Origin of the sequence: Streptomyces seoulensis, from assembly GCF_004328625.1 — a bacterium.
GTDB lineage: Bacteria > Actinomycetota > Actinomycetes > Streptomycetales > Streptomycetaceae > Streptomyces > Streptomyces seoulensis.
On sequence record NZ_CP032229.1, the window covers coordinates 454,657 to 473,902 of the forward strand.

A 19,246-nucleotide genomic window follows, 5' to 3' on the forward strand; every position below is an offset into this window, starting at 1 on the left:
TGCGGGTGCCGGTCAGCGGCGTCCCGGACCCGACAACCCGTGCAGCCTCAGCGCGAGTTGGATCTCCAGCACGCGGGACGGGGTCTGCCAGTCCTCGCCCAGCAGCCGGCCCACCCGTTCCAGCCGCTGGGCGACGGTGTTCACATGGACATGGAGCACCTCCTTGGTGCGGGCCGGGCTCATCCCGGCGGCGAAGTAGGCGTCCAGGGTGCGCAGCAGATCGGTGCCGCGCCGCGCGTCGTAGGCGACGAGGGGGCCGATGGTGCGGTCCACGAAGCCGCCGATGTCCCGGTCCCCGGCGAGCAGCAGCCCGAGGAAGCCGAAGTCCTCGGCGGCCGCGCCCTCCCCCGACCTGCCGAGCAGTTGGAGAGCGTCCAGGCAGCGACGGCCCTCGGCGTAGGCGGCGGCCACCTGGTCGGGGCGGGCGGCCAGGCCGGTGACGGGGGCGGAGGCTCCGACGGTGACCGGCTGGCGGACGGCGGTGCCCAGTTCGCGGGCGGTGCGCCGGGCCAGTTCCGTGGCGGTGTCGCCGGGGCCGAGCGGGAGCAGCAGCACGGTGCCGCCGTCGCGGGTGCCGGCCAGGCCGTGCCGGGTGGTGGCGAGGTGGGAGGCGGCGGACCACAGGCGGCGCCTGGCGGCGGCCTCCTCGTCGGCGTCGGCCGAGGCTGCGTCGAGGCGGGTGGCGAGGACGGCGTGGGTGGCGTCCAGGTCGGCGTCGAGCCGCGCGGCACGTTCCCGCAGCAGGCGCGGGTCGCGGTCGCGGGCGTCGAGGAGGTCGTCCAGGAGTTCGCCGCGCACCCGGCGTTCGGCCTCGGCGGCGGAACGGCGGGCCAGCAGGAGCAGGGAGGTGACCATGGCGGCCCGCTCCAGGGTGCGCTGGTCGACCGGGTCGAGGTCGGGGTGGCCGTGCAGGACGAGCGCGCCGAACACCTCCTCGCCCGCTGCCACGGCCGCGATCCAGTCGGGCCCGTGGCGCACGGCGTGCCCCTCGGCGCGGGACGCCTCCAGCGCCTCGGCCGGCGTGCCGCCTGTCTCGGTGAACTCCACCGCCCCGTCGAGGACTTCGGCGACGGCGGCGGCCACGTCGTGCACTCCGCCGCCGCGCAGGACGAGTTCGGCGAGCCGGTCGTGCACCTCGGAGGCGCGCTCGATGACGGCGCTGCGGTCCTGGATGACCTCGTTGGCGCGTTCGAGTCCGGCGAGGGCGGCCTGGGTCCCGGTGAGCAGGTTGGTGGTGTCGATGGCGGCCGCGGCGAGGGCCGCGAAGGAGCCGAGCAGGGCGATCTGTTCGCGCTCGAAGACCCGCGCGCGCCGGTCGGCCGCGAAGAGGACGCCGATGACCTGCGGGCCGAGCGTCAGCGGGACCCCGACGATGGCGAACAGGCCCTCGTCGCGCACCGCGACGTCGATGGTGTCGGTGTGCTGGAAGCGGGCGTCCTGGAAGTAGTCGTCGGTGACGTACGGCCGGGCGGTCTGGGCGACGAGTCCGCCGAGCCCCTCGCCCATGCCGAGCCGGAGCTGCTGGAAGCGGGCGGAGACGGAGCCCTCGGTGACCAGCATGTAGGTGTCGCCGCGCTCGGGGTCGTTGAGGCTGAGGTAGGCGATGTCGGTGGCGAGCAGGGAGCGGGCGCGCTGCACGATGGCCCGCAGGACCGCGTCCACGTCCCTGAGCCCGGCCAGGTCGTGGGCGGTCTCGAAGAGGGCGGACAGCTCCGCCTCGCGGCGGCGGCGCCCCTCCAGCTCGGCGCGGACGCGCAGCGCGAGGAACTTGGCGTGTTCCAGCGCGGCGACCCGGTCGACGGACTCCCCCTCGGCGCGGGCGAGCAGGACGGGACGTTCGTACGCCTCCGGGGAGGCGTCGCGGGCGAGCAGTTCGAGGTAGGGGGCCTCCGCACAGGCGACGGCCCCCGCCGCGGCGGCCCCGGTGGCGGGGCGCGCGGCCGACTGGAGTTGATCGGGAGACATGGCCACAGGATCGCTCATCGTGGGCTCGGCCCGTCAGCCCTGTGGACAACTCCGCGAGGGCCCACGCGGGCTGGTCGGGACACCGGTTCAGTGGGCCGTCCAGCCGCCGTCCAGCACCAGGGAGGTGCCGGTGACGAAGGACGCCTGCGGGCCGCAGAGGTAGGCGACGGCCTCCGCGACCTCCTCGGGTTCGATCAGCCGACGCAGCGCGCTGTCCTTGAGCAGGACCTCGGAGAGCACCTGGTCCTCCGGGATGCCGTGCGCCTCGGCCTGGTCGGCGATCTGCTTCTCCACCAGTGGGGTGCGCACATAGGCGGGGTTCACACAGTTCGACGTCACCCCATGGGGGGCGCCCTCCAGCGCCGCCGTCTTGGACAGCCCCTCCAGCCCATGTTTGGCGGCCACATAGGCCGACTTGAAGGCAGAGGCGCGCAGCCCATGGACGGAGGACACATTGACGATGCGCCCCCAGCCCTGCGCGTACATATGGGGCAGCGCCCCACGGATGAGCCGGAACGGCGCCTCCAGCATCACCGTCAGCACGGTGTGGAAGACCTCGGGCGGGAACTCCTCCAGCGGCCGTACCAGTTGCAGCCCGGCATTGTTGACCAGGACGTCGGCCCCGGCGGCGGCCTCCTCGGCCGCGTCGAGATCGGTGAGGTCGACCACCCGGGGCACGATCCGGCCCGCGAGGCCCCCGGCCCGGCCGGCCAGCTCGGCCAGCCCCGCCGCGTCCAGGTCGAGCGCGCGCACCTCCGCCCCGGCCGCCGCGAGCCGGAGCGCACAGGCGCTGCCGATGCCTCCGGCGGCCCCGGTGACGAGGGCGACCCGGCCGGCGAGGTCCAGGGCGGAAGAGGTGCTGGGCTGAGGGCTGGGCGAGATCATGCTTCGACCCTAATGACGCGCCCCCGGCTCGCCACATAGGGCGAGAACCCATACTTCAGCCAAGAGTCATGGGGTCGAACCATGTGGGTGTCTCGGACAGGGCCTGCTTGATCCGGAACAGCGAGAACTCGTTCAGCTCCGGCAGCGCGTCCACCGCGAACCAGCCCACGTCCAGCGACTCGTCGTCGTTGACCCGCGCCTCGCCGCCCACCGCCCGGCAGCGGAAGGTGATGTCCATGTACTGGCACTCGTCGCCGTTGCCGTAGGTGATCGGCTGGAGGGCCTGCACCAGGACGACCCGCTCGGGCACACAGTGCACGGCCGTCTCCTCGAAGACCTCGCGCACGGCGCAGGCGGCGGGCTGCTCCCCCGGCTCCGGGATGCCACCGACCACGGACCACTTGCGGGTGTCGGTGCGGCGGCCCAGGAGCACCCGCCCCTCGTCGTCGAAGACGATGGCGGTGACACCGGGCATCCAGAGCAACTGGGTGCCCGCCGTGGCCCGGAGCGCGGTGATGAATTCAGGTGTAGCCATGGCCCCGACCCTAAACGGCCCGGCACCCGCCGACCGCCACGGCCGGGCGCGCCCGCCCGGCTGGACGCCGAAAGCGCGCCGCTAGGCACTGTCCGGCGGATCATGTGACTTTCCGACCGGCTGCTCGTTGGACGGAGCATGGGTCGGGGGGATCTGACGAATCGCGAGTGGTCGCTGCTCGAGCCGCATCTGCCGTCCGCGGGCGGTAGGGGAGGCCGGTGGAGCGACCATCGCACGGTGATCAACGGGATCCTGTTCCGGGTTCGGACCGTTGTCCCGTGGCGTGACCTGCCGGAACGCTATGGGTCCTGGAAGACGGTCTATGAACGGCATCGCCGCTGGTCGGCGGACGGCACCTGGGACCGGGTCCTGCAGGCGGTCCAGGCCGACGCCGACCTGGCGGGGCGGATCGACTGGTCGATGGTCGGAGTGGACTCGACGTCCTGCCGGGCTCACCAGCACGCGGCCGGCGCCCGCAAGGCCAGGCCGCGGGTTCCGAAAAAAGGACGACGCCCCGGCACCACCGCCCCGATGAGGGACTCGGACGGTCCCGGGGCGGTCTGACCTGCAAGATCCACCCTCGCCGGCGAGGGTGGATGCCGTCCCATGGCCCTGCTGCTCACGCCGGGTCAATGGGGCGATGCCCCGCAGCTGATCGAGGTCCTGGACCGGATCCGAGTCCCCCGGCCGCTGGGCGGACGGCCCCGGACCCGGCCCGGCCACGTCAGCGGCGACAAGGCCTACAGTTCCCGCCGCAACCGCCGCTACCTGCGAAGACGCAGGATCAAACACACGATCCCTGAGCCGAGGGACCAGCGGGCCAACCGTCGGCGCAGAGGCAGCACGGGCGGCAGACCCGCCGGGTTCGACCGCGAGCGCTACCGGCGTCGCAACGAGGTCGAGCGGACCATCAACCGGCTCAAGAACTTCCGCGCTGTCGCCACCCGTTACGACAAACGGGCCTACGTCTTCCACGGCACGGTCACCGCAGCAGCGATCCGCTTATGGCTCCGACCATGATCCGCCGGACAGTGCCTAGACGCCCGAGGCCCGTCGGCCGCGTGCCACCACCGCGCCCGCCCAGCCCAGACCGCCCGCCGCGACCAGCAGCAGCGCCAGTTCGGGCAGGATGCCGAGCCGGGTGGCGGGCGTCTCGGAGGTGCGCAGCGGGACCTTCATGTCGATGTGGGCGGGGACGAACATCCCGGTGTGCCGCACTACCCGCCCGTCCGGCATGATCACCGCGCTGACGCCGCTGGTCACCGGCACGGTCACGGCCCGGCTGTGCTCGACGGCGCGGACGCGGGACATGGCGAGCTGCTGGTAGGTCATCTCGCTGCGGTCGAAGGTGGCGTTGTTGCTCGGCACGGAGATCATCTGGGCGCCGTGGGTGACGGTGTCCCGCACGGCCCAGTCGAACGCGGCCTCGTAGCAGGTGGCGAGGCCGACCTTGACGCGGCCGAAGCCGAAGACGCCCGGCTTGTCGCCCCGGCTGAAGTCCTGGCGGACCATGCTGGTCCACTCGCTGTTGATCGCGCCGATGAGCGACCGCATCGGGAGGTACTCGCCGAAGGGCTGCACCTGGCGCTTGTCGTAGGTCTGGAGGGGTCCCCTGACCGGGTCCCAGAGGATCTGCTCGTTGAGGAGCCTGCCGTCCCGCTCGACGACCGAGCCGACCGAGATGGGCGCGCCGATCGCCTCGGCGGCGCCCTGGATGACGGCGGCCGCGTCGGGGGCGGCGAAGGGGTCGATGTCGGAGGAGTTCTCCGGCCAGAGCACGAAGTCGGGGCGCGGCGCCTTGCCCGCCGCGACCTCGGCGGCGAGCCGGCGGGTCTCCCGCGCGTGGTAGTCGAGCACCGCGCGCCGCTGGGCGTTGAACTCCAGGCCCGCGCGCGGCACGTTGCCCTGGATCAGCGCCACGGTCGCGGTCCCGGCCTCCGCCTTGTCGCTGACCAGGGCGCGCGCGCCGAGCGCGCCCACCACCGGCAACACGAAGCTGAGCAGCGCGACGACGGCGGCCGATCGCCGTACCTCGCCGTCGCGGCGGCGCAGTGCCAGCCGGACGATCTCGTAGAGGCCGAAGCCGCACAGGACGACGCCGAAGCCGAGCACCGGGGTGCCGCCCAGCGCGGCGAGCGGCAGGAAGACGCCGTCGGCCTGTCCGAAGGCGACCTTGCCCCAGGGGAACCCGCCGAAGGGCATGCGCGCGCGTACCGCTTCCCCTGCGGTCCACAGCGCCGCCGCCCACACCGGCCACACGGGCAGCCTCGACACGGCGGCGATGCCCACGCCGACGAGCGCGACATAGACGGCCTCGATGGCGACGAGGGCGATCCAGGGGCCGGGGCCGACCTCCACACCGGTCCACACCAGGAGCGGCAGCAGGAAGCCGAGGCCGAAGAGGTAGCCGAGGCCGAGCGCCGTCTTCCAGGTCCGGCCGCGCAGCGCCCAGGCGAAGCAGGCGAAGGCGGGCAGCGCAAGCCACCACAGGGTGCGGGGCGGGAAGCTGACGTAGAGGAGCACGCCGCTCAGCGCGGACACGAGGGCCGGGACCAGGCGGATCAGGCGGGCGCGGGCGCCCTTGGCCGGGGACGGCTGGAGCCGGTCCGGCCGGTCCACGGAAGTTGCGGTGACGGTCACCCTGGGGAGTGTACGGCGGTCCGCACACCCCCCGACATGCCGGTCATCACGGCATTCACGCGCAACTCGTCCACAAATCGGCCCGCAGCCGTTAGCGTGATCCGAGCCTCGGCGGCGCGGCCGGTCCCGGCCGGATGCCGTCGCGAGGTGCGGCCACAGGTCGGGGGACCGGGTGCGAGGGGCAACGGGTGGCGTCGACGGGGATGGAGCGCGCGTCCGGGGTGGACGTGGACCGCGCGGGACGGAACGGGTCCGACGGTGCGGGGATGGTCCTGCTCGGGCTGTGCGCGGCCTGGGCTCTGATATCGGCGGCGGCGCACGACGGGCGGCCGGAGGGGATGCTGCTGGCCGTGCTCGCCACGGCGGCGGGCTGCGCGGCGGGGCGGATGTCGGGGGCGCTGCTCCCGGTGGCCGCGCCGTGCGCCGGGGCGGCGGCCGCGCTGGTGCTGGCCGTGACGATGCCCGGCCCGCTGCCGGGACCGGCCTACGCGGCTCCGCTCGGGCAGGCCGGTGCCGTGGCGGCGCTGCTGGCGCTGGCCACGGGCGCGCTGTGCTGCGCCGCCTGGTCGACGCCGGTGCCGGGGATGCGGCCCCTGCTGTGGCTGTCGGCGGCCGCGCTGGTGCCGGCCGGGGCGCTGCTGGGTTCGCCGGGCGGCTGCGCGGCCGGGGGCGCGGTACTGCTGTGCTCGGTGGCCGCCGGTTCGATCCCGTACCGGGGCGCGGGCCTGGCCGGACTGTCGGTCGTGGCCGGGGTGGCGGCGGCCGCGGTGTGGGGGCTGGCGGCGGGGGTGCTGCCGGGCGGGTTCGCCGCGGAGTTCACGGAGCGGATCGGGCCGTACCGGGTGGGGCTGTGGGGCCGGGCGCTGCGGCTGGCCCGGGAGGCGCCGGTGTGGGGGGTGGGGCCGGGGCGTTTCGGTACGCCTGGTGATCCGGTGGGGCGGCCGCACTCGGCGCCGCTGCAGTTGCTGGCCGAGCAGGGGGTGGTGGGGGCGCTGCTGCTGGCGGCGGTGTTCGGTTGGGTGCTGCACGCCCTGTGGCGAGCGGCCCGGCCGACGCCGGTGGTGCTGACGGCGGGTGCGGCGCTCACGGCGCTGGCGGTGATCGCGTCGGTGGGTGACGCGCTGAGCTTCACCACGGTGACGGCGGGCGCGGGACTGCTGGCCGGGTGGGCGACGGCGCGCCCGTGGGGCGAGGAGGAGCGGGCGCCCCGCGCGGAGCCGGTGCCCCGGCAGGAGCCGGTGGGCTGAGCGGGTCGGTGCGCGTCGTCAGTGCGCGTTGCCCGGGGTGATGGCGAGCAGCCGGGCCCGGATGACGCGGACCGCCGACTCGGCGTTGTCCACGGTGATGGTGAAGGTGTGGCCGTCCCACAGGCTGAGCACGATGCCCTCGCCCCGGCGGACGACCACGGCGGTGCCCTTCTCGGGGCGCCAGCGGTAGCCCCAGCCGCCCCAGTGCCGGGGGGTGACGTGCGGGAGGTACTCGGCGTCGACGACCTGGGAGAGCGGGATGCGGCGGCGCGGCAGCCCGACATGGCCGCAGCGGACCTCCAGCGCGTCCCGGTCCAGCTTGAGGTCGACGTGCACGAAGGCGAGTGTGCCGAACAGGACGAGCAGCCCGACCGCGATGCAGCCCACCACGGACATGACCAGGGCGATGATCCCGGAGGTCCACGCGGACTGCACGGCCAGTTCGATGCCGAGCGCCATGCAGGCGGCGCCGGCCAGCGCCAGCACCCACTGCACGCGGTTGGTGGCGCGTCCGGTCCAGACGTCGGGGTGCGGGGCGTCCTCGGAGTCGCGGTGCTCCCTCATGTCTATGAGGTTACCCAGGTTCCGCCGTGGTGGTATCCGGTCACGCAGAGGTACTGCTCCGGGCGGACGGGCGGACCGCGCGGGCGCCCGGTGTCACATCCGGTCGGCGAGCGGGCCGGTGGTGGGCAGCAGCCGTCCCTCGGCGTAGTGCAGCGCGGCGGCGGGCAGCGCGCTCCCCTCACGGCCGCTGAGCAGCACGGTGAGGGAGCCCCCGGCGGGGGCGTCGGGGGCGGCGCTCTCCCCGATCCGGCGCAGCGCCTGGGAGGCGACGGCTCCGGCGGAGCCGTGCAGCACGAGCGGGGCGGCGCCCGGCTGCTGGACGGCGGCGCGGATGCGTTCCGCGACGAGTTCGTAGTGGGTGCAGCCCAGGACGACGGTCGTGACGTCGGGCGGGGTGAGTTCGGCGGCGGCCGCGACGGTCGCGGCGATGGCCTGCTCGTCGGCGTGCTCGACGGCCTCGGCCAGCCCCCAGCAGGGCACCTCGGTGACCTGGACACCGTGCGCGAAGTCCGCGATCAGACCGCGCTGGTAGGGGCTGCCGGTGGTGGCGGGGGTCGCCCAGATCGCCACGTGTCCGCCGCCGGCCGAGGCGGGCTTGATCGCGGGTACGGTGCCGATCACCGGGATGCCGGGTTCGCAGAGGGCGCGCAGCGCGGGCAGGGCGTGCACGGTCGCTGTGTTGCAGCCGACGATGAGGGCGTCCGGCCGGTGCGCGGCGGCGGCCTCGGCGACGGCGACGGCACGCCGGGTCAGGTCCTCGGGGGTGCGCGGGCCCCAGGGCATACCGTCGGGGTCCAGGGAGAGCACGAGATCCGCGTCGGGCCGAAGGCGGCGGACCGCCGCGGTGGCTGCGAGGAGGCCGATTCCGGAGTCCATGAGCGCGATCTTCACCCGGCCACGATAGTCGATGACCGTTGACGGGCCCTTCGGGTGGGGCAGACTGCGGCCGTGAGCGCCATCGTGTGGACCGCCGCCGTATCCCTCGCCGTCTGGTGCTGGCTGCTGCTGGGCCAGGGCTTCTTCTGGCGCACCGATGTACGCCTTCCCCCGCGCCGCGAGCCCGAGGAGTGGCCCCCGGTCTGTGTGGTCGTCCCGGCCCGTGACGAGGCGGCCGTGCTGCCCGCGAGCCTGCCCTCGCTGCTCGCCCAGGACTATCCGGGCCGGGCGGAGGTCTTCCTGGTGGACGACGGCAGCCGCGACGGCACCGGTGAGCTGGCCCGCGAGCTGTCCGCGCGGTACGGCGGGCTGCCGCTCACGGTGGACTCCCCCGGTGAGCCGCCCGAGGGCTGGACGGGCAAGCTGTGGGCGGTCCGGCACGGGATCGCGCTGGCTCGCGCGCGTGATCCCGAGTTCCTGCTGCTGACGGACGCGGACATCGCGCACGCCCCGGACAGCCTGCGCTCCCTGGTCGCGGCGGCCCGTACGGGTGACTTCGACCTGGTCTCCCAGATGGCCCGGCTGCGCGCGGAGAGCCCCTGGGAGCGGCTGGTGGTCCCGGCCTTCGTCTACTTCTTCGCCCAGCTCTACCCGTTCCGGTGGATCGGCCGCCGGGGAGCGCGTACGACGGCTGCGGCCGGGGGCTGTGTGCTGCTGCGGGCGGACATGGCCGAGCGGGCCCGGATTCCGGACGCGGTCCGGCACGCGGTCATCGACGACGTGGCGCTGGCGCGCGCGGTGCGGGCGAACGGCGGCCATCTCTGGCTGGGCCTGGCGGACCGGGTGGACAGCGTGCGCCCGTACCCGGGGCTCGGCGAGCTGTGGCGCATGGTGGCGCGCAGCGCGTACGCCCAGCTCAGGCACAGTCCGGCGCTGCTGCTGGGCACGGTGGCGGGGCTGGTGCTGGTGTATCTGGTGCCGCCCGTGTCGGTGGTGGCGGGCGCGGCCGTGGGGAGCGCGCCGACGTGCGCGCTCGGCGCGGTGGCGTGGGCGGTCATGGCGGCGACGTACGTGCCGATGCTCCGCTACTACCGGCAGCCGCTGTGGCTCGCTCCTCTGCTGCCCTTCACGGCGTTCCTGTATCTGCTGATGACCCTCGACTCGGCGGTCCGGCACTACCGGGGCCGGGGCGCCGCCTGGAAGGGCCGTACCTACGCGCGCCCCGACGCCGTGCCGGACGAGGGCTGAGGGCGGCTCACTTGCGGCCGGGCGTCCAGTTCATGCCCCAGCCGTAGGCCCGGTCCACGGTGCGCTGCGGGCTCACCCCGCGCTCCGGGACCAGATAGCGGGCCTCGCGCCGGACGACGAGGTCGCCGCCCGCGTCGGTGATCAGCGCGAGCGCGCACACCGTGGAGGGCACCGTGCACTCGTCCAGCGAGAAGTCGATCGGGGCGCCGTGCTGGGGCCGCAGGGTGACGGTGGCGTGCAGGTCGGCGAAGGAACGGGCGCCCTCGTAGATGGTGACGAACACCAGGACCCGTCTGAGGTGCTCCTTGTGGTCGAGACTGATGGTGAGGTTCTCACCGTCCGTCACGGCCCCGGTCCGGTCGTCGCCGTCGAGATGGATGTACGGCGGCCGCTCCAGCGCCCCGAAGGCGTTGCCGAGGGCCTGTACGACGCCTTTGCGGCCGTCGGCGAGTTCGTACAGGGCGCACAGGTCGAGGTCCACGTCACCGGGTCCGGGGCCCCGGCCGCGGCCGGTGATGTGCTTGCGGGTCTGCCAGTTGAGGTTGACGCGCATGACGCCGGAGGTGCCGCCCTGCTTGGCCAGGGACACCGAGGGGGTCGCCTTGGTGAGTGTGACCTTGGCGGGCGGGGCCGGCGGCGCGGCCGGGGCGGGGGGTGCTGCGGGGTGCCCGGGGTGCTGGGGTACGTCGACGGTGATGCCGAAGTCCGTCGCGAGGCCCTCCAGTCCGCTGTCGTAGCCCTGGCCCACGGCCCGGAACTTCCAGGAGCCCTGGCGGCGGTAGAACTCGCCGAGGACGAAGGCGGTCTCCACGGTGGCGCCGGTGCTGTCGAAGCGGGCGGCGGTGTCTCCCGTGGCGGGGTCGGTGACCTGGACGGCGAGACCGGGGACCTGGCCGAAGGTGCCGCCGTCGGCCGAGGCCGCGAGGACGATCCGTTCGACGCCGGCCTCCACGCGCGCGAGGTCGACGAGCAGGGTGTCGGTGACCTGCGCCCCGCCGGCCCGCTTGCCCTCGTGGCGGACCGCGCCGGAGGGATGCGCGGGCTGGTTGTAGAAGACGAAATCGCCGTCCGCGCGGACCCTGCCGCCCGAGAGAAGCAGTGCCGAGGCGTCCACGTCGGGGATGCCGGGGCCCGCCCGGCGGGTCACCTCGACACGGAGCGCGGTGACGGGCACCGGTGTGTTCGACCCCTTGGGCATTGACATGTCCGCCCCCATCTGTACATCTTCCGACGCTCCGTCAACCGCCGGTAATCGGACAGGAACTCGCCTTTTACACGATCCAGACACCGGATGGAGTCCATTTTTGCCAAGTTCGCTCGGATTAGCGATCGCAGATCGCCGCCGACACGGAAAACAACCCTCTTATCGGTCTCCCCAACCAGCACATCGTGGGCTTAACTTATGTGCCATGACCTCCCCCCGCTCCACCTATGGCGGCGGCTACTACTCCGCCTCCTTCCCGGACACCCCGATCTACGACTCGCTCGTGGCCGAGCGGGGCACCCCGCAGATCGCCCCGATCCGGGTCCCGGCCGCCTATGACACCGGTCTCGGCATGCAGTCCTCCCCGGGCATGCCCTCCCCCGGCGGCAACCTCCCCGCACTGCCCTCCGCTCTCCCCGCGCTGCCCGCGGCCCCCTCGCCGCAGCCCGCCTACGGCTACCCGCAGCAGCAGGCGCCCCAGATGCAGCCGACGCCCACGGCGTACATCCCGCAGCAGGCCGGCGCCCCGCGCGGCTACCCCGGCGCGCAGCCCCAGCCGCCGCGCCCGGCGCCCTCGGGCTACGAGGCGATGCGCCCGGCCGCTCCCCGGCCGCCGCAGCAGCCGTACCAGGAGCCGTACAACAACCAGCAGTACCGCGGCTACTGAGCCCGTTCCGCTCCTCGTAGCGGCCGTCCGGCTCCGGGAACGCGACTCCGCGATCGATCGATGCCCACCGTGACCAGCGGTGGAACCGGTTCGACGACGGGGGGAGGTCGTCACCCCGCCCGAGCCGCCCCGTCCCCCTTGTGCCGTGTGCCGTCGCCGGGCCTGTCGCCCGGCGGCGGCATTCGTCCGTCCCCCTCCGTCTGCCTCTCCCGACGGTGCCCGTACCCCGTCACACGGGGAACATGCCGCTCACTTTTCCCAGCCGTACGGACCGGCGGGCGTCCACATCCCACACCGCGTCACCACTGGTCGGCTGTTCGGGCACGGGAACCGGGAACTCCCCCCGCACTTCGGTCGTTGGGCGAACATGAGAAAACCGTGAGAGAGACCGCAGGGACGTGATGTCCTTCTCCCGTGCCCTCTTCACCGGGCCGGGGGATGAGCGGGGCCGACACGGGGCAGGACAGGGGGCGTCGGAGCGAAGGGGGGTGGGGGACGTGCGGACCATCAGCGGTGTGTGGCGCTGGCGCGGCAATCCGCTGCGCCGCCCGACCGATCTCGCGGAGGCATGGGTGTGCCTCGTCGCGCTGTTGCTGACGCTCGTGGCGATGCCCGTCGTCGGCGTCGTCACCGGGTCGGCGACACAGGACTCGCTGCGGCGGTCGGTGCGCGAGCAGCGGCACACCCGGCATCTGGTCACGGCCACCGTGCTTCGCACCCTCGCACAGGCCCCGCCCGAGGCCGATCCCGACACCGGCGCGGCCCGTACCTCGCGCAGCCGGGTGGTGGCCGGGTGGACCGCGCCGGACGGCAGCCGCCGGCAGGGCGCGGTGCTGGCCGAGGTCAAGTCCCCCCGCGCGGGTGAGCACTTCAGGCTGTGGACGGACCCGGCCGGGCGAATAACGACCCGGCCACTGGACTCCGCCACCGCGCGGGCGCACGCGGTGCTGGCCGGTTTCGGCGCCGCCGTGGTGGCGGCCGGGCTCATCGAGAGCGTGCGGCGCCTCGTCGTGTGGCGCATGGTCCGCCGCCGCCACGCGAGTTGGGACCGCGCCTGGGACCGGGCGGGCCCGGACTGGGGCAAGGCCGACACGGGCAGCTAGGGGGTGTCGTTTGGATCAGGTCGGCCGAGAGTGACTGCGCCGCTCGGGTCGGCATGATCCAAACGACAGGCCCTAGGGCTGGGCGGCACGGGCTCCGGGTCCGGGGTTGCGGCTCTGGTCGGTCCGCCGCCCGCGCGCACGCTACGGTGGACCGGCCGACTCGCTTTCGGCATCGACCCGCGCGCGAGCGAGCCGAAGGCCGCGCCGGAGTCCGGAACACGCGTATCCGTGAACGCCCTTGGGGCGCTCCGCGGCCCGCCGTCCCGGCACCGGCTGCGGAGCCCCTGAGGCGGACGAGCACAAGTACCACGAGGTGGGGGCACGGCAACGCCATGGCACAGGGCACGGTCCAGGTGACGCACACCGGCACATCGCGGTGGCGACGCCGCACGGGTGAGTACGCGTCGCTCGCGGCCGCTCTCGAGGCCGCCTCCGACGGCGACGTCCTCACCATCGCCCCCGGCACCTACCGGGAGAACCTCGTCGTGCGGCGGGAGGTGACACTGCGCGGCCCCGACAACGCGCCGGGCTCGGTGCGGATCGCGCCCGTGGACGGCGTCCCGCTGACCGTGCGGGCCTCCGCCGTGGTGCAGGGCCTGCATGTGGAGGGCCAGGACGGCGCCGCCCCGGCGCTGCTGGTGGAGGAGGGCACCCCCGAACTGCTGGACGTGCGGATCGTGACCCGCTCCGCCTCCGGCATCGAGGTGCGCGGCGGAGCACGCCCGACCGTGCGCCGCTGCACGGTGAACAACCCGGCCGGCATCGGCGTCCTCGTCCTCGACGGCGCCGCCGGGGTGTTCGAGGAGTGCGAGGTCGTCTCGGCCGGCCAGGCGGGCGTGGCGGTGCGCGGTGGCGGCCGTCCGCGCCTGGACCGCTGCCGGGTGCACCACGCCTCGGGCAGCGGACTGAGCGCGACCGGCGAGAACTCCGCGCTGGAGGCGTTCGGCTGCGAGGTGTACGAGGTCCGCGGGGCCGGGGTGCAGATCACCCAGGGGGCCACCGCCCACCTCACCGACTGCGCGGTGCACCGCACCTCGGCGGACGGCGTCACCCTCGACACCGACGCGGTGCTGACCCTGGCCGACTGCCGTATCCACGACATCCCGGAGAACGCGGTCGACCTGCGCTCCCGTTCGGTGCTGACCCTGACCCGGACGACGGTGCGCCAGTTCGGGCGCAACGGCCTGTCGGTGTGGGACCCGGGCACGCGCGTGGACGCCAACCAGTGCGAGATCTTCGACAGCACCGGCGACTACCCGGCGGTCTGGGTGAGCGACGGCGCGACGGCCGTACTGGACTCCTGCCGGGTGCACGACGTGCCGGACGCCCTGTTCGTGCTGGACCGGGGCTCCCGCGCGGACGTGGTGGACAGCGACCTCTCCCAGGTGCGCAACACGGCGGTCTCGGTGAGCGACGGCGCGACCGCCCAGCTCGACGACTGCCGTATCCGGGACGCGGCGACCGGCGCCTGGTTCCGGGACCACGGCAGCGGCGGCACGCTGAGCAACTGCACGGTGGACGGCACCCAGACCGGCGTGATCGTCACCAAGGGCGCGGACCCGACGATCGAGCGCTGCGCGGTGGAGAGCCCCGCCGAGGCGGGGTTCTACGTCTCGGCGGGCGGCCGGGGCAGCTTCGTCAACTGCCGGGTGACCGGCAGCGGCGGCTACGGCTTCCATGTACTCGACGGCTGCCGTACGACCCTGCGCAAGTGCCGTACGGAGCGCTGTGTGCGCGGTGGTTACGAGTTCGCCGAGGGCGGTCCGGACGCGGGCTCGGGCGCCGGTCCGGTCGTGGAGGACTGCTCCAGCGACGAGAGCGGCGCGTTGCGGCCCCCGGCGGCGCAGGACACGGCGGTGCAGACGGTTCCGGCGTCCACCGGCGGGCTGCTCGGCGCGATTCCGGGACAGCGTGCCGTCGGCGCGGAGCCGTCGGCGGCGGCGCCCGTGCCCGAGCGGGAGACCCGTACCTCGAAGGCGGTGATGGGTGAACTCGACGCCCTGGTTGGCCTGGAGAGCGTCAAGCGCGAGGTGCGGGCGCTGACCGACATGATCGAGGTGGGCAGACGGCGACAGAAGGCGGGGCTCAAGGCGGCCTCGGTCAAGCGGCATCTGGTCTTCACCGGCTCCCCCGGCACCGGCAAGACGACGGTGGCCCGGCTGTACGGGGAGATCCTGGCCGCGCTCGGGGTGCTGGAGATAGGGCATCTGGTGGAGGTGTCCCGGGTCGATCTGGTGGGCGAGCACATCGGTTCCACCGCGATCCGCACCCAGGAAGCGTTCGAACGGGCCCGGGGCGGGGTGCTGTTCATCGACGAAGCGTACGCGCTGTCGCCGGAGGACGCCGGGCGTGACTTCGGCAAGGAGGCCATCGACACCCTGGTGAAGCTGATGGAGGACCACCGGGACGCGGTCGTGGTGATCGTGGCGGGCTACACGGCGGAGATGGAGCGCTTCCTGTCGGTCAACCCCGGTGTGGCGTCCCGCTTCTCGCGGACGATCACCTTCGGGGACTACGGCCCCGAGGAGCTGCTGCGGATCGTGGAGCAGCAGACGGACGAGCACGAGTACCGGCTCGCGTCCGGCACGGCGGAGGCGCTGCTGAAGTACTTCACGGCGCTGCCGAAGGGCCCGGCGTTCGGCAACGGCCGTACCGCGCGGCAGACGTTCGAGGCGATGGTGGAGCGGCACGCGAGCCGGGTGGCGCAGTTCGCCGACCCGAGCACCGACGACCTGACCCTGCTGTACCCGGAGGACCTGCCCGAACTGCCGTGAGGCGCCGTCACTTCCGGTCCGGTTCCGGGCGGGGTGCGGGCAGGTCGGGGTGGAGGCGGGCCAGCAGGCGGTCGCGTTCGCGGACGAAGACGGGGTCCTCCTGGTAGTCGGAGTGGCCGAGGATCGGCGCGGGCAGCGGGTGTTCGGGGGTGCGGCCGTAGGCGCGTGGGTCGGGCAGCGGCTCGTGGTCGACCTCGGTGCCGTGCCCGGCGGGCAGCCGGATGGGGCCGCCGATGGGGTCGGTGCGGCGGTGGAGGTTGCGCCAGCAGCAGATGTCCCGGTGCAGGGCGGCGAGGGCGGCCGGGCCGAAGTGGGCGGGGAACCAGCGCCCGTAGAGCCGTTCCAGCGGTGAGCCGTAGGTGAGCAGGGCGACGCGCTGCCGTACGGCGGGCGGGAGCTGCCAGGCCGCGGCGGCGACCAGGACGCTGCCCTGGGAGTGGCCGGAGAGGACGAGACGGCCGCCGGTGCGCTCGGTCCAGGTCGCGGTGCGCCAGGTCAGGTCGGGTACGGCGCGCTCGGCGTAGCACGGGGGCGCGAAGGGGTGCGCCGCGCGCGGCCAGAAGGTGCCGACGTCCCACAGGATGCCTATGGTCCGGCGGGCGGAGGCGTCCTTGTAGGCGCGGCGCCCCCAGGTGACGAAGAGCAGGAAGCCGACGCCGACCAGCCAGGAGCCGAGCGTCTGGCAGATCTCGGCGGCGACATGGACGGGGGCCCAGGCGTCCCGGGCGGCGTGGGCGGGAGCGAGCCCGGTGGCGAGGGCGCCGGTGAGGGCCCCCGCGCCGGCGATCAGGGTGGCGACGGAGCCGACGGCGAGGATCAGGGGCGCGCGGTCGGTGAGGGTCGCCATGGCGCGGACGTGGGCGATGCGCCGCGTGCGATGGGGGTCCTCGGGCTCACCGGGGTGCTCGGCGCGCACCCGTCGGCGCTCGGCGCGGGCGAGGCGCGCGGTGCGCCGGGCCAGGAAGGCGATCAGTACGAGGAGCACGGCGAGTACGGGCGGGATCGCGGACGCCTGCCAGGTGAGGGTGACGGGCGGGCCGGTGATCGAGGCGCGGGTGCCGTCCAGCCAGTCGGCGACGCGCTGGGCGACTCCGCCGGAGGCGACTCCGCCGAGCGCGCATGCCAGCAGGGCGACGGCCGGTCCGCCGAGGCCGCGCATCGCGGCGCGGGGGTCGGGCAGGCGCCGGTGCAGCCGGCGGGCGACGACCGCGAGGGCGACGACGAGGATGCCCTGGGCCAGCATGATCGCGCCGAACGCCGGGTCGCCGGGCAGCCGCCCGGCGGACTGCCAGCCGGGCCGGGCCGAGCAGGCGTAGGTGACCGCGAGCAGCAGCAGGGCGAGGGCGCCGAGCGGGAGGGCGCGCAGCAGGTGGCGGTCGAGCGCCTGGTCGAGTTCGCGTTCGCTGCGGCCCCGGCGGCACACCACCGCGACGACCGCGCAGGCCCAGGTGAGGATGCCTGTGCCGAGCAGGACGCCGAGGAGGTCCAGGAGTGCGGGTCCGCCGGGGCGGTGGTCGAACCGGACGGCGGGCAGGGTGACGGCGGCGGCGACGGTGAGCAGGCCGGCCGAGGTGTGCGCGGCGCGGAGCCGGGCACCGAGGCGGCGGCCGTACCAGAATCCGGGGCGGGCCAGCGCGCCCTCGTCGGCGGCCGGTTCGGCGGTGGTGGTCAGGGGGCGGTGGGACTCGTACGCGCTCCAGGTGCGGTGGGAGAGGTACCAGAGCAGCGCGGTGAGCAGGGTGGGCGCCAGGGCGGCGAGGGCGAGGCGGCGGCCGGGCGGGGTCCACCAGCCGCCGGAGAGGCTGGGCGAGAGGAAGGTGAGCCAGGTGTGGCGGCCGGCGCAGGCGGGGGCACCGGCGCACTGCCAGGCCACCAGGTCCAGCGCGACCTCGGAGGCGGCGGCGACCAGGAGCACGGTCAGGGTGAGCGCGGCCAGCCGGACGAGGAGGCCGTAGAGGCGGACCGAGGGGCCGGGGCGCTCGACGGAGGGGCGCATCCAGTGGGCGAGGTTGACCACCATGAAGGGCAGCAGCAACAGCCACAGGGCCCGGGTGCCGTTGCCGGAGGTGAGGTTGCACCAGACGTACGCCTCGCGCACCGGGCCTTCGCCGGGGCGTTCGTCCAGGGCGGGTCCGGCGGGTCCGGGGGACTCCGGGACGTCCTCGGCGCGGCGGTAGACGGCGGCCGTGTCGTCGCCGGTCACGCGGATCGTGCGCGGCTCGGCGAGCATCTTCTCGGGGGTGGTGCCGCCGACGCCGTGCACCAGCAGTTCCAGGCCGCGTGCTCCGCCGGCGGATGCCGGGGGCGGCGGGTCGGGAGGGCCCGGCCGGGGATCGGTGATGCGTTCCCGCGCGTGTTCCACTTGTCGTCCGCACTTCCGTTGTCACCTGAGGAGTCTCAAGTCCGTGCGGGCTTCAGGTTCTCCGCTTCCAAGGTGGCGTACACCTGGCGGACGGCCCTTGTCACGGAATCTCCCCGATCCGGGTGACGAGGGCCGCCATGGTGGCCGCACACATGTGCGCGCGCCCTATGTGTGCGTGGTGACAGCCAGTGGCGCGCCCCATGGCGGCCCGTGACAAGATGAGAGGCCGACGCATGTGGTGCGCCCGGGGAACGGGCAGGTCACCGTAGATGCGCCGGGAAGCTCGGACAGGTGTGGCGAAAGGACCGGAGCGTACGTGAGCGAGAATCAGAACCTCCTCGCGGAGCAGCGGCGCGCTCTGATCGTGGACGAGGTCCGGCGGCGGGGCGGGGTCCGGGTCAACGAACTGACCCGGCAGCTGGGCGTCTCGGACATGACCGTGCGCCGCGATCTGGACGCGCTGGCCCGGCAGGGTGTGCTGGAAAAGGTGCACGGCGGTGCGGTCCCGGTGGTCGAGGCGAGCACGCACGAGCCGGGTTTCGAGGCCAAGTCGGGCCTGGAGCCGACCGCCAAGGAGGAGATCGCGCGGGCGGCCGCGCGCCTGGTGGCGCCGGGTTCCGCGATCGCGCTGTCCGGCGGTACGACCACCTACACGCTCGCCCGCCGGCTCCTGGAGGTGCCCGACCTGACCGTGGTGACGAACTCGGTGCGGGTCGCGGACGTGTTCCACACCGCGCAACGCACCACGGGCCGGCGGCCGGGCGCGGCCACGGTGGTGCTGACCGGCGGGGTGCGCACCCCCTCCGACTCCCTGGTGGGTCCGGTCGCGGACCGGGCCATCGCCGCCCTCCACTTCGATGTGCTGTTCCTCGGCGTGCACGGCATATCGGTGGAGGCCGGACTGTCCACGCCGAACCTCGCGGAGGCGGAGACCAACCGGCAGCTGGTGCGCTCGGCGCGCCGGGTCGTGGTGGTCGCCGACCACACCAAGTGGGGCACGGTGGGCCTGAGTTCGTTCGCCGCGCTGCACGAGGTGGACACGCTCGTCACGGACGGCGGGCTGCCCGCCGAGGCCCGTGCGGAGATCTCCGAGCGGCTGCGGCGCCTGGTGGTGGCGGGCGAGCCGGAGGACGACGAGGAGCCCGAGGGCCCCGAAGAGGACTGACGGCCTCCCGA

The 19,246-nt window shown here is 74.2% G+C and carries 14 protein-coding genes and 1 pseudogene; 7 read left to right on the top strand and 8 right to left on the bottom strand.

What is annotated here, in order from left to right:
• Positions 1-12: 12 nt before the first annotated feature.
• The 3 genes from D0Z67_RS02090 to D0Z67_RS02100 form a co-directional block, all read right to left on the bottom strand.
• Positions 13-1,965 carry a helix-turn-helix domain-containing protein gene (locus D0Z67_RS02090; protein WP_031180386.1) on the bottom strand — a complete coding sequence of 651 codons (1,953 nt, stop codon included), beginning with the start codon at positions 1,963-1,965 and terminating at the stop codon, positions 13-15.
• An 87-nt stretch (positions 1,966-2,052) separates the two neighbouring features.
• On the bottom strand, positions 2,053-2,850 hold the full coding sequence (locus D0Z67_RS02095; protein WP_031180385.1) for a 3-hydroxybutyrate dehydrogenase: 798 nt from the start codon (positions 2,848-2,850) through the stop codon (positions 2,053-2,055).
• A 55-nt stretch (positions 2,851-2,905) separates the two neighbouring features.
• Positions 2,906-3,385 carry an NUDIX hydrolase gene (locus D0Z67_RS02100; RefSeq protein WP_031180384.1) on the bottom strand — a complete coding sequence of 160 codons (480 nt, stop codon included), beginning with the start codon at positions 3,383-3,385 and terminating at the stop codon, positions 2,906-2,908.
• Between the two features lie 138 nt (positions 3,386-3,523).
• Between D0Z67_RS02100 and D0Z67_RS02105 the strand changes: the two are divergent.
• A pseudogene (locus D0Z67_RS02105) lies at positions 3,524-4,405 on the top strand (IS5 family transposase).
• Positions 4,406-4,420: 15 nt separating this feature from the next.
• Here the strand turns inward: D0Z67_RS02105 and lnt are convergent.
• Positions 4,421-6,025, bottom strand: coding sequence for an apolipoprotein N-acyltransferase (gene lnt / locus D0Z67_RS02110; protein WP_031180381.1), 1,605 nt, complete (start codon positions 6,023-6,025; stop codon positions 4,421-4,423).
• Positions 6,026-6,291: 266 nt separating this feature from the next.
• Here lnt and D0Z67_RS02115 point away from each other — a divergent pair, with 266 nt between their 5' ends.
• Positions 6,292-7,272 (top strand): O-antigen ligase family protein, encoded by a 981-nt coding sequence (locus D0Z67_RS02115; protein ID WP_031180380.1) that lies wholly within the window; start codon positions 6,292-6,294, stop codon positions 7,270-7,272.
• Between the two features lie 18 nt (positions 7,273-7,290).
• On the opposite strand, the gene D0Z67_RS02120 is transcribed toward D0Z67_RS02115, so the two are convergent.
• Both D0Z67_RS02120 and D0Z67_RS02125 read right to left on the bottom strand, forming a co-directional pair.
• Positions 7,291-7,836 (bottom strand): hypothetical protein, encoded by a 546-nt coding sequence (locus D0Z67_RS02120; RefSeq protein ID WP_031180379.1) that lies wholly within the window; start codon positions 7,834-7,836, stop codon positions 7,291-7,293.
• Between the two features lie 93 nt (positions 7,837-7,929).
• Positions 7,930-8,727, bottom strand: coding sequence for a glutamate racemase (locus D0Z67_RS02125; protein WP_031180378.1), 798 nt, complete (start codon positions 8,725-8,727; stop codon positions 7,930-7,932).
• Positions 8,728-8,784: 57 nt separating this feature from the next.
• Here D0Z67_RS02125 and D0Z67_RS02130 point away from each other — a divergent pair, with 57 nt between their 5' ends.
• The gene (locus tag D0Z67_RS02130; RefSeq protein WP_031180377.1) at positions 8,785-9,960 is read left to right on the top strand and encodes a glycosyltransferase; all 1,176 of its coding nucleotides are present in this window, start codon (positions 8,785-8,787) and stop codon (positions 9,958-9,960) included.
• A gap of 7 nt (positions 9,961-9,967) precedes the next feature.
• On the opposite strand, the gene D0Z67_RS02135 is transcribed toward D0Z67_RS02130, so the two are convergent.
• Positions 9,968-11,164, bottom strand: a complete 1,197-nt coding sequence (locus tag D0Z67_RS02135) for a TerD family protein (RefSeq protein WP_420824423.1) — start codon at positions 11,162-11,164, stop codon at positions 9,968-9,970.
• A 205-nt stretch (positions 11,165-11,369) separates the two neighbouring features.
• Here D0Z67_RS02135 and D0Z67_RS02140 point away from each other — a divergent pair, with 205 nt between their 5' ends.
• The 3 genes from D0Z67_RS02140 (at position 11,370) to D0Z67_RS02150 (ending at position 15,708) form a co-directional block, all read left to right on the top strand.
• Positions 11,370-11,831 carry a DUF6643 family protein gene (locus D0Z67_RS02140; RefSeq protein ID WP_031180375.1) on the top strand — a complete coding sequence of 154 codons (462 nt, stop codon included), beginning with the start codon at positions 11,370-11,372 and terminating at the stop codon, positions 11,829-11,831.
• 497 nt (positions 11,832-12,328) lie between these two features.
• Complete coding sequence (locus tag D0Z67_RS02145; RefSeq protein ID WP_031180374.1) at positions 12,329-12,934, top strand: Rv1733c family protein; 606 nt, start codon at positions 12,329-12,331, stop codon at positions 12,932-12,934.
• 332 nt (positions 12,935-13,266) lie between these two features.
• On the top strand, positions 13,267-15,708 hold the full coding sequence (locus D0Z67_RS02150; RefSeq protein ID WP_031180373.1) for a right-handed parallel beta-helix repeat-containing protein: 2,442 nt from the start codon (positions 13,267-13,269) through the stop codon (positions 15,706-15,708).
• A gap of 7 nt (positions 15,709-15,715) precedes the next feature.
• On the opposite strand, the gene D0Z67_RS02155 is transcribed toward D0Z67_RS02150, so the two are convergent.
• Positions 15,716-18,070, bottom strand: a complete 2,355-nt coding sequence (locus D0Z67_RS02155; RefSeq protein WP_031180372.1) for a hypothetical protein — start codon at positions 18,068-18,070, stop codon at positions 15,716-15,718.
• 316 nt (positions 18,071-18,386) lie between these two features.
• On the opposite strand from D0Z67_RS02155, the gene D0Z67_RS02160 reads away from it, so the two are divergent.
• A complete protein-coding gene (locus tag D0Z67_RS02160; RefSeq protein WP_031180371.1) occupies positions 18,387-19,235 on the top strand; it encodes a DeoR/GlpR family DNA-binding transcription regulator in 849 nt (282 codons plus the stop codon).
• Positions 19,236-19,246 lie beyond the last annotated feature (11 nt).

What these genes read in the sequence shown, in the direction of transcription:
- D0Z67_RS02090 (WP_031180386.1), bottom strand. Translation starts at nt 1,965, where the DNA reads ATGTCTCCCGATCAACTCCAGTCGGCCGCGCGCCCCGCCACCGGGGCC.
- D0Z67_RS02095 (WP_031180385.1), bottom strand. Translation starts at nt 2,850, where the DNA reads ATGATCTCGCCCAGCCCTCAGCCCAGCACCTCTTCCGCCCTGGACCTC.
- D0Z67_RS02100 (WP_031180384.1), bottom strand. Translation starts at nt 3,385, where the DNA reads ATGGCTACACCTGAATTCATCACCGCGCTCCGGGCCACGGCGGGCACC.
- D0Z67_RS02115 (WP_031180380.1), top strand. Translation starts at nt 6,292, where the DNA reads ATGGTCCTGCTCGGGCTGTGCGCGGCCTGGGCTCTGATATCGGCGGCG.
- D0Z67_RS02120 (WP_031180379.1), bottom strand. Translation starts at nt 7,836, where the DNA reads ATGAGGGAGCACCGCGACTCCGAGGACGCCCCGCACCCCGACGTCTGG.
- D0Z67_RS02135 (WP_420824423.1), bottom strand. Translation starts at nt 11,164, where the DNA reads ATGTCAATGCCCAAGGGGTCGAACACACCGGTGCCCGTCACCGCGCTC.
- D0Z67_RS02140 (WP_031180375.1), top strand. Translation starts at nt 11,370, where the DNA reads ATGACCTCCCCCCGCTCCACCTATGGCGGCGGCTACTACTCCGCCTCC.
- D0Z67_RS02150 (WP_031180373.1), top strand. Translation starts at nt 13,267, where the DNA reads ATGGCACAGGGCACGGTCCAGGTGACGCACACCGGCACATCGCGGTGG.